The 15,862-nt window shown below is 50.4% G+C and carries 5 protein-coding genes; all 5 read right to left on the bottom strand.

Going from position 1 to position 15,862, the window contains the following annotated elements; genetic code table 11:
• Positions 1–272: 272 nt before the first annotated feature.
• Positions 273–3,434, bottom strand: coding sequence for an eCIS core domain-containing protein (locus tag GSQ62_RS01815; protein ID WP_161887924.1), 3,162 nt, complete (start codon positions 3,432–3,434; stop codon positions 273–275).
• Between the two features lie 133 nt (positions 3,435–3,567).
• Positions 3,568–6,951, bottom strand: a complete 3,384-nt coding sequence (locus tag GSQ62_RS20600; RefSeq protein ID WP_237586897.1) for an eCIS core domain-containing protein — start codon at positions 6,949–6,951, stop codon at positions 3,568–3,570.
• Positions 6,952–7,077: 126 nt separating this feature from the next.
• A complete protein-coding gene (locus GSQ62_RS01805) occupies positions 7,078–7,524 on the bottom strand; it encodes a hypothetical protein (RefSeq protein WP_161887923.1) in 447 nt (148 codons plus the stop codon).
• A gap of 281 nt (positions 7,525–7,805) precedes the next feature.
• Entirely contained in the window at positions 7,806–9,296 is a 1,491-nt protein-coding gene (locus GSQ62_RS01800; protein ID WP_161887922.1) for a contractile injection system tape measure protein, read from the bottom strand.
• Between the two features lie 4 nt (positions 9,297–9,300).
• Positions 9,301–15,840: a hypothetical protein gene (locus tag GSQ62_RS01795; RefSeq protein ID WP_161887921.1), complete on the bottom strand. Its 6,540-nt coding sequence runs from the start codon at positions 15,838–15,840 to the stop codon at positions 9,301–9,303.
• Positions 15,841–15,862: the final 22 nt, after the last annotated feature.

Genomic DNA, 15,862 nt, shown 5'->3' with positions numbered 1-15,862 from the left:
TCCTCTGATTGCAACAAGGGATGTCATGCGCTATTTGCCCTCCAAGGACGAGGATGCGAGAATATTTGCTTTAACTCAGCGCCGCTATATACCCCTCCAACCTTACAACTTTTATGTTCCAAAGCTATATATAATACTCGCAGATCTCAAGGCTGAGATCAGAAAAATATAGCAAGCCTTTCGGACTAAATTTATTAACTACTTACCTTTTGAGACATAAGTGGCAGAACCGTCTCTGTGTCAGATTGCCTTACCGCCTCTCCGTCATCGTTTCATCTGAATTGTATTCTGTTGTAGTCCGGCATTATGACTGTAGGCAATACATTGCCTGCGTCATCAAGCGGGGTTGATATGCCATAACCAAAAAGTTGCCCATTGTTTAATTTCGCCTCGATCTGATCAGCAATAAAATTCCATTGTGGCCCTTTATCTCTAATTCTTTGAATGACATGCCGGACCCAGCCTGAACTCATCTGGGGCGGCCTGGTGGCGGTGCCGGGATCCATTTCGCTTTTGCCGCCTTTAAATTCAATAATATACCAGTTTCCATTTGCATCCGCCATAATATCATCAAAGCCGGTATCACTAAAATCTGATTTGGTTAGAGGGTTAGGCAAATCCATCGGTTCTAATTTTAAGTTTTCTATGGCAAATTCCCGACCGAGCGTTACTCCAATGTCTGCGGCCATAACATTCCGGGGTTTTACACCTGGCGGTATAGCCTGATCCGGATCGAAGATGTCTGCTTCATGGATAGATTGGTCTACTTTGCCGTTTAAATCATTAATAAATTCGGAATTGGTAGAAGGCAATAGACACCGGTTACTGGCGCGGCACCATATTCCCTGTTTGTTGCGGCGCCATTGATGTCCGTTCGGGAGAATGATAATGGCATCATACTCTTTGTTTTTGGATTTATAAACCTTGGATTTAAGGGCTGTCAATACTTCTGCATCCACTTCTTCGGGTTTAAGGGTAGTCGCGTCGTTTTTATGAGAGGTATCATCTAACAATTTATTCCTTTTAGCTTCGGAATAGGTGCCGCCGACGTCTTTAACTATTCCTTTAGAAATCTTGTCCAGAACCTTTGAACCGAGTATCTGTAGGATTGCCGGAATGATGGTGACCGTTGCTTCAGCCAGTTTGGCAGCAGATCGCTGGGACTGAATAACTGTTTTAGAATTCCTGGCCTCATCCATGATGCTCACCAAGGAGTTAACCAGCCCGATAATTTCTGTCAGGTCTTCTATGTCGTCGTAGGTATCGTAAGCCGTATAAACAAATGACACCAGCCGCCCCAGCGGGTTAAAGGCCCCCACAATATTAAGCACGGTAGTAACCCCTTTTTTAATGGCCTTTTGTTTAGCCCATTCCTTTAAAATGTCGAGCAGAATTTCGTCGAGTTTATCAAGCAGCATGTTAATGCTTTGCCCGGCTAATCCTTTCTCCAGCGACCAGTTTACCGCTTTAAGCAACTTATCGTTGGGGGAGAGCGAGGCGATCATGCCATCTGCCAGTTGGAAGTTGGCGTCGAAATTGCGATAGGCCTGCTGAACAAAAAGATTCAGGAATTCCGGGGCCAGATCCCGGGCCGCGGCGCTCTTAAATCCGAGTAATTTATATGGACTCTGGCCGCCAGCCCCCACCAACTGCAGGAGAATGGCAATGGCAATTTCCGCCAGGGAGTAGGCGACTCCTTTGTGCTCAAAACGATAAAATTGATCGAGGTAACTGAAGCCTGTCGGATACTCCTGCCGGAAATCGCTGATGGCCCTGGTGTCATAGGATAACCATCGAAAAGCCGAGGCTTCTTTCCATTTATTCAGGACCTCAAGTTTTACTGCAGAAGCGCCATAATAAGCAAACGAGGATACACAATGCTTCATGATGGCGGAGTATAGCCCTGTTTCTCCGGGCGCTATAAAATTTTCGAGCATATAGGGTTGATCGGGCAGATTAGGAAGTCGCTTCACTAACAATGGCCTTATCAACCTGTAATTGTATAGGTTCAGGGATTTTATATATGAAACCGGCAGCCCATTCGTGTACAGGTCATTCGCCAGTTGCGCCCAATAGGATTCGTAGTACTTTTTGCTCAGCGTGTAGTCCTGGCTTACCTGGCTATCCAGGGCTTCCGGTGGGGCAATCAGCTTTATGACTATTTGCCAGGAGAAGTTTGGGAAAGCATTTGCAGCATCCAAAGAGCGGAATGGCTCCAGGTCGATGAAATTTTCGGCGGTAGCGCTTAATGCCAACTGCTGATTGATATATGCCAGCGTGGCTTGTTCATCAGTGGAAACCTGGTTCAAAGACGCTTTTAGCGAAGTTAAATATGCTTCTCCGGGTTCCGCTTCTCTCAGAAACGATGCTGCGATTCCATTTTTGTAGGTTTCATCACCACTTAATTTCTGCCATTCGCTATATAGCAACAGGTACTTTCTTTGTCCGCGCGGGCCAGAACCTATCCAGGCACTGGGGCCTTCATCAGAGAGCTCAACCGGCCCCCAGTTGTCTTCTTCATTTTTAGCGTTTTTTTCATCTTCCCATTCCTGCAGGTAATTCATGATTACCTCTTCCGGATCCCAGGCAGGCTCTTGTTCCACTGACTGATCCGCACTTCCGGGAGGTTCACCCTGCTTTTGAACAGCGGGTATGATATTTTTACCCTGCTGAATGGTGTGGGTCAGTTCATGGGCCAGCAGATGTTTACCCGAAGCACTGGTGGGATCATACTTTCCCGCACCGAAGTATATATCATTCCCATTAGTAAAAGCCTGTGCCCCCAGAGCCTTGTTCATCTGTACAGCAGTGCTGCCGGTGTGGATGCGTACTGCACTGAAACCGGTGCCAAAAGAGGACTCCATCTGCTGCCGGGTGCTATCAGACAATGGACGTCCTGCGCCTTTTGCCGTTGCTAATGTGCTTTCGACAGAAGAGGAGGCGATTTCTGGGGAAGAAGGCCCCGTCTTTCTTTGCAAGTGCTCCGCTTGCGCGCACGCGGCACACTTTCGTCGGAGGTTTTTTTCATCATCGGGAACTGCAGCAATCCTTTCTAAGAAAGGTTTTTGCTGCAACCCTTTGTCTCGCCGGAAATCTTCTTCCCCTTCTTTTTTCTGTAGTTTTTCCTCTTTTTCACAAGCGGCACATTTCGTTTGAGCATAAGAAGTGCTACCGGGTACGGAACCCGAAAGGCTATATGGCGGTGCTGTATGCGGATTACTCAGCCTCTGCACAACTCTATCAGCCATGGCATCAGCCTCCTGTTCATACCTATCGCCGGGCCGTCCAATAGTGAACTTGGCTTGTACCGGATGATGTTTAAAAAAATGCGGGTTAGTACCATCATACACGCTTTCCATGCTGCCTTTCCGGAAGAAAGGAGAAAACGACCTGGTGGAGGAGGCAGCTTCCTTATTAGCAAAGACAGGTTTCATTCGTCAAGACAGTATGCCTCTGGTTTTGTGAGAAATTAAAAGACTGCTGTTATGTCATTCATTTCAATAAAATTGGGTGTCATGATGTTCTGCGCGGCTGATTATCTATATGTTCTCTGTTACGCCTATTGGATTAAAACAAAACGCCTTTATTATAACTCCTTCTGAGTGACCGCCAGTCATAGTCATTGTTAATAATACAGTAGATTTTGCAGTCGGGTGTGAGAGGAGTACCTTTGAGATTTCCTGCACACCGAGGGCAGGGAACTCTTTCTGAGAAAAGTGCTGCCAGCTTGTAATTGCCTTCCCCGAATCGTCTTCTGGCCTCAATCAATATCATATCTTCAGAATGTATATCCCCTCTTGGTATATTAACGCCAGGGATATATTCAAAGCTGTTGTTTACCCAAAATTTTCCTATGGCAACGTTTAAGGAGCTAAAAGCACGACTCGTAGTGCCCGTGGCTGTTCTCAAGAGGCAGGCAGCAATCCGAAGATCATCAGGCGTTGGGTTTATGCCAATAAAGCTCATCGAGACCCTGTTAATGTTAAAAGTTACTGATCTTTCATAACATATATTTTTCTTTGGTTCACACGCATCAGGATTAATCTTTTCCCTACGGGAGCTTTGCTGTGTTTGTAGAATTCCATTTTCAGAAACATGAACCCCAGACAGAGGCATGGTTTGTATGCCTTCAGCAGGCTCTTGATTAACATCTGGTTTAATTGTGGGTAGTGCAGTTGACTCGCCATCAGATGCTATATCCCCATGAGGTGTCTGATTTAGGCCCCCTTCAAATTTCGCTGCTATCCGTCCCGGATTCGCAGGAGTGGCTGGCCGACGTGGGAACGGTATGACTTGTCCTCCTCCGGGTGGCGCGGGTTGCACAGGTTGTGCAGGTCGTACCGGCACAGGTTGTGGTACAGGCCGTGGTGGCGGCACAGGCCGAGGTTGCGGTGGCGGTAAGGGCTGTGGCTGGGGACTTGGCCGAGGTTGTGGAACTGGAGCAGGTTTGGGTGTGCCTTTTAGTAAATTGGAAATCAAACTTACTAGTTCAGCCAAAAGAGCCATTAGTAGCTGAAGAGCTAACGCAACAGCCATTGCTATGAAGCTGGCCACTGAAGTTAAGATATCCACCTGGCGTTTCTCACAGGTTTGCCTTGTTGTATACAACCGGCCCAGGATCACGACAACGGAGGTACTTTCCGCAAGGAGGTAAGAAGCCATTAACGCTTCTCCCAAAGGGGCTACTGTCGCCAGCCCTGCCGCCACCCCTGCGAAGAACCCCGGAATTGCTCCTACACCCCCTGCAGCAGCACCAACCGCTGCCCCACCTAAGGCCTCTATCAGTATAATGATAATGGTTATATAGCCCATTAGAAGGCCCACAACATTGTTCAAGGTTCTCCATAATGCCAAGGGGAAATCCAGTAAGATTAGAAAGTTGGACCACATATCATGAAGGCAACCTAAGGGATCATCGAAGAAATTTCGTGGGGCGTAAAGGCTGTCAACCGTGGTTGCCCAGTGGTCATTCCATAGTTGGCTGAACTGGTCATATATAGCCCGGATTGTAGCCGGTGGCCAGAACATATTGACCACCGTTTGCCACAGCAACTGCTTTATATCCAGGTCAGCCCATGCCCTGGCAACGTAATACAATATTCCCTCCGCCACTTCGGTTAGGGTTGCTGTAGTTCTATCTTCACTATCGATGGGAGCCCTTTGGATGCTGCCATTGTCAGCTGTTTGGTTGGAGCCACCAGTGAAATTTTCCTGTGCATATCGAGCACCGAGGTCTTTTGCACCGGGAGGAACCTCTGTGTTGAGTTTTTCCGCAATCGTGTCAAGAAAAGGCTGAATAGTTGCGCGCGGGTCTGCAAAGAATTTGGTTACATAGTCATATACCTCCTTTAGATTCCGTACCATCGAAATGACGGAGCCTATACCAAAGTTGATGATCCTGTCTGCAAAAGATTGTACAGCAGCCAGAATATTTGTAACAGTGCTCGTCAGACGCTGCCATAGATCCGTCCAGAAGGAAGAGACCTGATTCCATAAAGACCGCAGCGTGTTAAAGACCGAACGAACTTCTTCTTTTATCCCATCTGGCAACAGGTCAAATGCGGCATTGTCAAAAAGTCCTGCTATGGTCTCAAAAATGCTGTTCATGAATCCCGAAACGGTATTCCAGATTCCTTTCCCGAACTGCATTATGCCGTCTATCACAGAGTTGATGCCTGTCCATAAGGCATTCGCACCTGTTTTTACCATCTCCCACACACTTCCAAAGAGGTCAGCATTCATCGCTGATAATGCTGACATAACGCTGGATAATGGGGTAGTGACGAAATGGATCAAATTGCCAAATCCGTTTTTTATATCATCAAAGCAAGTGCGCCCAAATTCCTTAACGCTTTCCCATTTTTCATCCAGGTAGTTCTTCCCAGCGTCAATTGCCCGCCGGATTTGGCCAACAATCCATCGTGCGGCAGCACTGATTTGTTCCTCCGCCCATTCTGCACCGGCTGCCACCTTACCGCCCACCCAACGTGCGCCATCTTCAACCTGACCGCCTACCCATTGTGCACCTTCCACCACGCTGCCTGCAGCATCTGAAGCCGTATCGCTTACCCAATCGGCAGCATCACTGACCCAATCAGGCCATAGCTGAATTTTGCGTCGGGATGGTCCTGTTCCTCCATTTTGCTGCACGGTATGTGTCAACTCATGCGCCAGGAGTTTTTGACCGTTCGTGTGGTCGGGGTTAAACTTTCCGGCATTGAAGTAAATGTCTGAGCCATGTGTAAATGCCTGTGCCCTTAACTCCTTATTCATCTGTACTGCCGCGCTGTCGGTATGCACCCGGACCCCTGAGAAGTCTGTTCCAAATGAACTTTCCATTTGCGCACGGGTACTCTCTGGCAAGGGAGAGCCGCTACCTTTCGACGCATGGAGGCGGGATTCCAAGTCAGGGGAGCCAAGAGTAGAACTTGTGTCGGGTTTGGTGTGGAGCTTCTGTTCTTCGGCCCCGCACTTGGCACAGGCGCGCTGTACCGTATCATCATTAGGAGGCATTCCGCTTCCTACGATGGCCTTCAGTTGAAAATGCTCCTCTTCCCCGGGTTCTTCTTTTTTTTGTAGTTTATCTTCCTGTTCGCAGGCAGCGCACTTCTGCTGAACGGCGGTGTGGCTTGCTATAGGCTGGATAGCCGGGTAGGATATGGCCTCAAGTATAGGTTTGCGGTGTACTGCAGGGGGAGTTTTCAGTACCGTTTGCTCAGTAGTATAATTATTTTCCGTAAGCCGCCGTACCACCTGGTCGGCCATCGCATCGGCTTCTTTTTCATACTTGTCGTTTGGTTGGCCGATGGTGAGTTTGGGTTGTATGGGCTGGTGGTGGAAGAATGGCGTATCGGAGGCAGCATGTAGGCCGTCCCTGCCTCCTTTCCGGAAGAAAGGAGCTGCTGACCTGCCGGTAGTAGCTGATTCGGTTTTCGCAGCGGCTGTTTTCATACCCTAGCTCACTCAATCAACGCCATTTATATATCCCCCTAATCATCCAAGTACTTCCAAATTATCCCGGCTCCGCTGCAACTTGTCTGTATATCCCGGTGGTGGTTGACTTGCCGTTACTTTATATTAATAAGGTGTTTCATCCGGAGGAGAAAGGATCCGCCTTTCATTAATCGCTTCCACATCCAGGCTCACGACATTCCCCCCTGTTTGACCGGCCGTGTAAACGGCAACCACATCCAGGCTATGCGTGCTTTCAATAATTAGGAAGCCTTCAAACCCGTGAATGCTGTGGATTGTAAAATCCTTTATCTGGTCACAGGTAACTCTTTCCACTCCATCAGCTTTTAATGAGCTATATAGATAATCCGATATTTGAACAGGTGAAGCCAGCTTTTTACGGGTTTTTACCTCATAATCGTTTGGATTATGGATATTCACCACTGTTAAATATGTTCCGGGAAGGAAGGCTCCGGTCGTTTGAGAGGTACCCGGAATGTTGGAGGTACAAAAGAATTTCGCAGCATATTGAAAGGGAAAGTCTTTTTCCACCTTATTTTCTTGTTTTGCCATAGCATCTGCATTTTAGATATCAATCGTTGTTCATCAGCTTTCATCCTACTCGTATGCCGATTGGCTAACCATTATTTTCAGCGTATAACCGAGGGTGGCAGCAAGCTTCGGTGTTAAATTCATGCGTAGCTGCCTGTAGTATGTCCTTCCGAAAAGCAAGCGGAATGAGAAAAGTAGTTTCCTCCGATGTTGCGGCCTGATTTCTCTGGTGTACCACTTTTTGCTGCTACGTCTGCCAGTGCTCTGGCCTCTGCTATGCTTTTCTGTATTCTTATATATGCTTATCTCCACTCCACATGCAGCAGACTTTTCATCCAGGGCAGCTTCAGGATGCTCAGGTTCCAGGGCAGGTAATCGAGCAGCACATCCATGGCACCCGCCTCCAGCTGCAGGCAGAGGGTTTCGTTTTTGCTGAGCAGCTTGCCCCTGCGCTGCAGAAATGTTTCCTGCAAGCCAGCTGGGGAAGTATTTTTCAGAACCTGCCACTGCCGTATCGCCTCCTGCAGCAGCTGATCGGCTTCCTCTGTTTCATGTTCCAATAAACTTATCTTTTTTGATACCGGCTGCTGCAGTTGGTAAGCGCACAGCACCTTGGGGACAACCAACTCATATTCCTCTGCTGTCTTTTCTCCGGTGGCCAGGTAATGTAACAGATAAAGCGCTTTTTGCTGCGTTTTACTGTCTGTAAAAGAGCCCTGATGCGTCAGTTGCAGCCGGTTAAAGAAGGTGCTCAGAAAGGGGTGAAGCAAAACAAGACCGGCATGCTGTACAAAAATGCCTTCTTCTTTTAAAAGTTTCCGTTCGCTGTCCGCCGCTTCATCTGCCAGAACTTCGTCCGGTACTTCCCGAAGGTTTGCAGGAAAATCAGCTGGCTTTGGTTTAAATTGGATGGGGCGTGTTATATCGTCTTTGAAGGAAGTGTTGGCTGCTGCCCATTTTTCCAACAGAGGGGAAAGGTGCGGTAACAGGCCTTCTAAAGAGGGCAACACAGTCTTTAGCGAAGAAAGAGTAGTACAGCGATCCAGGACGTGTTGGCTCAGCACGTTCGTGTCGGCATTCGGCAAGGCTGCAGCTGCCTGAAGGGTCTGTTTCCAAAGCGATGTTCCACTTCCCGGGTTTATTAAAAATTTTCTGTCATGGGATTTGCGCAACTGCTTCCATATCAGTTCCAACTCATATAGCAGCGAGCCCAGCCTGGGGTGACGGGCTGAGGTCAGGGTTTCTACGAGATGCTGCAGGAAGCCCTCCCCGTGCTGCGCGGCCACTCTGTCCGCGGCCCTATCATTTTTCAGCAGCATCGTTCTTAGCTGACTTACACCTGCGGCATCCTTTTCAAGTGCCTGCAGCACCTGCTGTTTTGAGGCATCGTTTATATATAGGGCATTCCAGGGCAGGTAGCCGTTTCGCATATAGGATAGCCACTGCTGGACGGCGCTCGCGGCGTTTGTCTGCAGCCGTACTGTAGCCTTTGGCCCGGCTGCGCCAGCGCTTAACTTTTTATATACCTGCGCGGCTATACCGGAAAGCAACGCCTCGCCCCACTGTTGGCTGTGCATTTCCTTTGCCGGGAGGTTACCCAGGTTAATTTCCAGGCTGTCGATGCACAAGGTTTCTCCCTCCGGGCACACTTCATCGAAAAGCCTTTCGAGGGTGGGCACGATGCTGCGCCAGTAATGGCTGTGCATCAGCTGCTGCATCTCAAAAGCGTCAGCCTTTTTGCTCAGCTGCAGCGCTATCGTCTGCTTCCGGATTATATGTTGCCTGGCTCTCATTGTCTCATCCTGTCAGCATTTCTTTGATTGCTTCCTGGTCTGCCTCCGGTATATAGCTCTTTATGTCCGCTGTGTTCCAATAGTCATACACAGCCATCATGTCTGTCTTTGCATTTCTGATTTCTTCCAGTGTATTGCTGATAGCGGTTATGTTGTCCGTTTCATGTTTTCCGAAATAAGCCTTGTCAAGGTAATAGCCCAGCACGTTTTGTGTCAGCACCAGTCGCTGCTTTTCGGGGATCGTTTTTCCCGCTTTGCCATATATGATATCCGTCAACACAGACGACACCCGGTGAGGAGACGGCTTCGCCATCTTCAGGAAAGCTTTTGCTTGTGCCACCGCAGAGTGGTCTCTCAGCTTTTCCGGCAATTGATTTAAAGCTTTCCGGTAGGTGGCATAGCGGTGCTTCAGCAGCTGGGGGGCAGGATTGCTGGCTTCCCCAGGTTCTGCCGGTTCACGCGGTGCTGGCGGGATGAAGTTCACCACCGGGGCTGTTGCACTGGGTGGGGTTGCCGTTACTTCTTCTGAAAGGGATATGGCATCATGATCCGTTTCACGATACAGCAGTGTCTCGTTGCAGGGGCTATACTCATATCCTTCTTCGCATTGTTTTCGCCAGCAGTAGAGTTCGTTTACCTGGTTCTGGAACTTTAGCGGGTCGTCTGGCATGGCTGTCTCCTCTCCAAAGCAAGGCATGGGTTGCTGCTCCTCCTCCGGACAAGGCAGGCATATATGGCAATCCTCAAGGCACTCAAAGTTTCTGCTGAACAGGAACCGCATTAAGTCACAGGTAGCGAACTCCTCCAGGCAGGTTTCTTTTTCGGAGAGCCACCTGCCCCAACTTTTGAACTTGCTTTCGAAACAACAGAAATCGTGCGGCGCCAGCCAAAGTATCCGAAGCAGTACGTGGGCAGGAGCCTCACGGTAAAGTACGCTTTCCACTAGCTGGCGGCTTTCGGGTTTCCGGAAACGAACTGGCCAGGCGGGCAGTACCACGGTGGCGATGAAAGAGTATGGATCTGCCCCAGGGATGAGGCAAATATCCGGCTGCGCTGCACATGGATCCGTCTCCGGTTCTTTCCAGGGGAAACAACAGTGGGTTTTGTCCTTGCAGGAAGCGCGGTACTGATCACATCGGCAATCTTCTTCGCAGCGGGGCCGCAACAGGATATGCTCGACGACATGCAGACCCTCGCTGTGTATCAGCCTCCAGGCGCGCTCCGTTGCCTCACAGGCCTGCTCCGGACAGGCATAGCACTGTGGGTTGACAGCCACCATCTCACTGTTGCCAAAGTTCACGCTCGAACTCCTGTTTGCCAGCTTCAGGTAACTATTTGTAAAACCATAATGCAGATTTACCCCAAACGCGTGGCAGGTGCAGCTTAATACAGGGCGGTAATTTTCGTAGGGCAGGAGCAACGGTTCCAACTCCTGCAGTGCCGTCAGCGCTTCCTCGCAGGTAGCAAAACAGCAGCGGCTTCTCCAGGCCACGGAGCAGGGTAGATTTTCCCTTTCATCCTTTTCCTGGCAACCACAGGGCATTTCCTCATCTGCTGCTTCCGCACAAAGGTTCAGGCCGGGTAGTTTGATTTCTATGCAATATGCAGCCGCACCGTCTTTCATCCCCGCTGTTTTCACAACGGGGAAATAGCAGGCAAAAGCCTCTAACTGTTCTTGCCATTGTTCAGGCGTATATCCTTCCTGGGCCTGTACAACTATTCCGAGATCATCGTCCTGCACATAGGTGCTTCCATTCTCCTCCCGTATATAGGCCACCTGCCGCCGTGCCACTTTTTGAAGCAGCTCGACGAAGGGCCCGCACGCAGCCGACTGGTTTCTGTTGATGACGCGGGCAAACGGTGTTCCCTGTTCATCCATTAAGATATAGCCTCCACTTTCTTCATCCTGAACCCTCTTCCATGCGTTTTCTTTGTACTGGTATAGCCGGCGAAGCGCTTCGTCGCGCTTCTGCGGCGTATCGTACTGGCAGGGGTGGTAAAAGGGGGTGTCGGGGCAGGCGATGTAAAAGGTAAAGCAGCAGTCCTGTTTCCGCTGATACAGCTGAAAAGCCTCCTGCGACTGAGCAACGCATACCAGTTGCTGTACACCCTCTTTTCCCCAGGCTTGCGCTTCCGTGCTGAACCTGCGGGTGCTTTCTGCCAGCACTTCCCGCAGATAAATCCTGTAGGAAGCCTCCGTCCCATCGGCACAAGGGTCGCAGTCCACAAAGAAGTTGCCGGGGTAACAAAGCAGCATCCGGAAAAAATGGAACTGCCGCCGCGCTTCCTCTGGCGTAGCGTAATATCGCGTGCTTTGCCAGTAGGAGGGCGCAGTCTCCTTAGTTTCTGAGGCAACCCCGTTCAGCCGGAAGTAGTAAACGTAGTTTTTTTCATTCTCACGGCAATTCTTCCTAGGCTGTTTCCCTTCACAGGGAAACAGGGTTTGAAAATTATCCGACTGCTTGTCAACCAGCCTGATGGGGTAGGAGTTGGCAAAGGCAACCATAGCCCGGACCACAGCCTCGTCATAGCCTCCCAGCTCTTCCAGGCGCAGCGTTTCCTGTGGTATGAAAACAACACTTTCGGTACGGGAGCAGGCATCGGAGCTATATAGCCTTTTCTCTTCCATGCTGATGTACTTGCCGTAGTTCACGGGGTCAGAAGCCTGGTGCAGAATCAGGAGGTAGTTCTCTGTGAATGCTTTCCCGGCATCTGCTCTGCTTCTGTAGCCTGCCGTGCTCTCAAACAATATCAGTTCTTCCCCTGCTTGCGAAAAGCGGTTGCGGCTCCTGATCTGGTAGTGGTACCAGAGGCAATTCTTTTCGTCTCTCCGCTCCCTGATCATGTCGCCACCCAGACATATATCGAGGTAGTGATAATCATCGCATTTAATTTTCGCCAGTTCTTTCCGGTGGTCGGCAGCGAAAGCCTTGTTGCCAAAAGACTCGCTGTAGAAAGCCAGCACGTTGTCTTTATCGATCACCCGATAAACATACAGGCCCTCTTTGCTACGCCGGTCGGTCGTGACACTGCTCTCAAAGGCTTCGGGGGCAGTATGCGCTTGCAGGCGCTGAACCGCTGCCTGCACCTGTTGCCAGGCTTCGATGTCGCTTTTGACAGTTGAGGCGCCTGCTTTCCCGGCAAGTGCAAGCTTCACAGAAGAGAACTCCCTGCTTTTGGCTCCCGCCTCTAACCGGAGCTCGTCCTTGTATTCGTTCAAAGCTAAACCCGGCGCGGCCAGCCTAAAAGCGACTGCGGCATCTGCGGCTTCCTCTGGCGTGTTATATCCCTTTATGCTCTCAAAAACATGGCGTGTCGCGTCCGATAAGCCAGTTTCATACCGGTACTTCCACTTGCTGGGCAGTTCCTGAAGAGCCAGGATATATAAATGCTCATATATAATATAAAGGATTTCGTTCTGCAGATGCCGGGCTTGGTCTTCGCTGCCAAAGCCGGAGGCGCAAACGCCCTGGTCTTGCTCCTCCACAGTGAGGTAGAGCCTGAATTGCTGGGTGATGACCTCATACCTGATCTGATAGTGCCCCGCACTCGACATCCAGGCCAGCAGGTGCAGTGCATGCGCTTTCGCCTGCTCCTCCGTGTCAAACTCCGGCACCGGGTTGAATTTGAACCGGTTGCCGGCATCAAGCAGGTCATAGGTGAATTTATCCGGCTTTCCGACGATGGTGTTGTTGATATCCAGCTTAAAGGCATCAACGTCTATGAACTGTGCCGGAACAGTTTTATGCGGGTCGCGGTACAGCGTGCCGATGGCCTTCGCGGGCACGTTTTCATTCTGCCAGCGTGCAAGGTCATTTATCTGCTCACGTAATTGCTCCGCTGCCTGCCGTGCTTTCTCGAGGCTGTTGTAATTTGCGGCCGAGTTTCGCACCACATTTCCCTTGTAGTCCAGTAACTGCAGGTAGTAGATGTAGTGGCTTATATATACGTCCTGTACTGTTGCCGGGCCTGCAGAAAACAACTGCTGCAGGCGTTTCAACACGTCTTGTGCCTTCTCACCGGATGGGTAACTTTCCCGGAAGGTGGCAATCGTCCGGTCATCTTGCACGAGCGAAATTCCATACGCCCGCCCGTACGGCAGTTGCTTTACCTGGTAGTTTTCTTTATTGGATAACCGCAGAAAAAGGGCCTGTGCTGCTTCCTGTGCCGCTGCGGGTGTTTCAAATTTCTCCTCCAGGGTGAAGAATTCCTGACCAGCAATTCGCAGAATCACCTCATACTGCTCTTCATATTGATAGACATCGAAGTTGCAGAGGCTGTGTCTCTTCCAGTTTTCGATGCCGGAAAGCGCTTTTACCTTTTTCTCGAAGCCGGAGATGTTGTCATTGTTCCACTCGTCTCTGAAGTAGTCATAGGCTTTGCCGCGGTTACTGCTCAGGTCATCGTAGTGTGTCAGAAAATTTTCGGTGGCTTTGATCTTTGACTCATTTATAGACTGCTGGCTGCTGAATGCCCCGAAAGACAGCAGGGCGTAATCGGAGAACTGCTCGGCAAAACGGGCCAGCAGATGATGCAGAAAATCCTGCCGGCGTTGCAGGTACAAATCCCTGTCCTCAGTCAGCAGTTGCAGGTATTTTGGGAAGGAGTCGAGATTGAGTTCTATGTCGAAAGAGAAGTTGCCGGAGCCGTCCGGGAAGGAGCGGTAGTTTTCGTCAAAGGTGCCGATGTACTTTAGGGAAATGGCCTGCAGCTTTGCCTCGGCCAGGGTCTTGAAGTGTTTCCTGCTGAGCAGCGCGATATCGCTTGACGAGCTGGTCATATAATAGAAGAAGCAGTTCTCGTTTTTGGCTATATATGCACAAGTAACGGCCTCGTTGTAAATGTCCATTTGCAACTGGTGTACTGCCGTGGCCTGCTCCGACAGGGAGGAGTAGGTATATATGGCCAGGCTGCTGCCGGTTTCATCAGGTTTTTCGCAGTAGCCGATGTTGGCTATATCCAGGCAATTCAGCTCGCCCTTTTCACGGAGCTTCAGCAGTGCTTGTTTGTCTACCGGAAAGGCCAGTGTGCTTCCTTCGGTTCCCAGCGTACCGGCACTGCCCGTTGTCCCTGCCTGGAAGCGCAGCAGCTTCTGCAACTCAGGCACCGTGGACAACTGGTTCATAAAGTAAGTGTGCTGTTCGCCTTCTGCCTCCGGAGAGGAAAGCGCGAAGAGTGACCGGATGCTGCTGAGCTGGGTGAGGTAGTTGGCCAGCAGCTGGTCGAAAAACAGCAGATAGCCTTTCAACTGCAGGGCCTGCGCTTTGCGTAGATTGGGTGCATCGTCGGACAAACCGCCTTCCTCAATCCCATATACCCTCGGAAAATCATTCTGGATGGAATAGTAGTGGGCTAGGTCATTACGGTAAAGTCCCTTGGGTATCTCCCCGTCCAGGTAGGGGGATGGAGATTGATATAAAACTTTGCCGCTGTGGCTGAAGGTAAGCTGGAGCACCCCCTCGTGCTTCCTGGAGTCAAAAGACAGCGGCATGCCGTTTCTGGTAAACCGAAACCCCGAGCACGCCGCAGAAAACTCCGGTATATGATTTTCCCTGATTTTGAATTTCCAGCAGGAGAGTTTGCTGCCGTCTTCGCACAGGCGCAAGGCGAGGTTCCGGACTGATTTGACGCCCGGTACACTCAAAATGATGTCATATACATCTGACAGGTGTATTTCTCTTTTCAGTTGTATTTGCCCGAGTTCTTCTGTGTCCACGAACCCGTGGCTTTGGAGGAGATTGTAGGGGCGGCCAGCAAAAATTTCTTCAATGGGTTTTTGTTTGTCCAGCAGTTGCTGCAGGGTATAGAAGCGGGGAGAGGGGGTAAAGTAATTTCGCAGCGCTTCGGCAACGGCTATATATACGCTGACTGCTTCTGCCTTTTCTTCCAGCTCGATGTCCGCACATACCCCCATCGGGAGCTTGCAAAGGACGTAGATGTCCACGAAGTCCTCGCAGAGGTTGCGGTGTGCCATCAGGGCCTTCTTAACGCGTGCTAAGGTGGCTTCCTCAAACGCCTGTGCTTTTTCCCCTGCCGGCGTGTTCTCCAGGTCGAGGTACACATGGTAGAGCCCGTTCAGGAACTCCCCGCACGCACACCGCTCGTCGGGTATAAAGTCTTCGTTTGGCGTGTGGCGCGGGGGGCGACAGAAATCCTCAAGGTCGGTTGCGGGGACGAGCCAGGCATTGCGAACCCCTTCCAGGTCGATGAGCAGCTTGCGGTAATCCAGTATTGTCAGCGGGTTGCACGCCAGTATCTGCGCCGGGGTAAAGAAATTGCTGTCTTTGGCCTTGTCCTCCGGGTTTCGGGTAAGCAGGTCCGTTTCGGGTAAGTTGGTGCGGTAACCGAGGTCGAGCAGGGCGTAGCAAAGTACTTCCAGGATGGTGATGCCCGGATCGTGTACATTGTGGTCCGTCCATATATGGCCAGCCAGATTTCCCAGGTGCTCAATCCCCTCGCTTCGGAGTTTGTCGAAGTGGAGATAGGCAGGAAAATCCGGGTCATCCTTGCGGATCACTTTACTGTTTTTCAGGTCATCAGCCATTTGTATTGCTTCTGATTAAGCC

It is taken from the genome of Pontibacter russatus (assembly GCF_009931655.1).
Taxonomy (GTDB): Bacteria; Bacteroidota; Bacteroidia; order Cytophagales; family Hymenobacteraceae; genus Pontibacter; species Pontibacter russatus.
Note: the sequence above shows the minus strand (reverse complement) of the source record. Positions and strands in the feature narration are given on the sequence as shown.

What these genes read in the sequence shown, in the direction of transcription:
- GSQ62_RS01815 (WP_161887924.1), bottom strand. Translation starts at nt 3,434, where the DNA reads ATGAAACCTGTCTTTGCTAATAAGGAAGCTGCCTCCTCCACCAGGTCG.
- GSQ62_RS20600 (WP_237586897.1), bottom strand. Translation starts at nt 6,951, where the DNA reads ATGAAAACAGCCGCTGCGAAAACCGAATCAGCTACTACCGGCAGGTCA.
- GSQ62_RS01805 (WP_161887923.1), bottom strand. Translation starts at nt 7,524, where the DNA reads ATGGCAAAACAAGAAAATAAGGTGGAAAAAGACTTTCCCTTTCAATAT.
- GSQ62_RS01800 (WP_161887922.1), bottom strand. Translation starts at nt 9,296, where the DNA reads ATGAGAGCCAGGCAACATATAATCCGGAAGCAGACGATAGCGCTGCAG.
- GSQ62_RS01795 (WP_161887921.1), bottom strand. Translation starts at nt 15,840, where the DNA reads ATGGCTGATGACCTGAAAAACAGTAAAGTGATCCGCAAGGATGACCCG.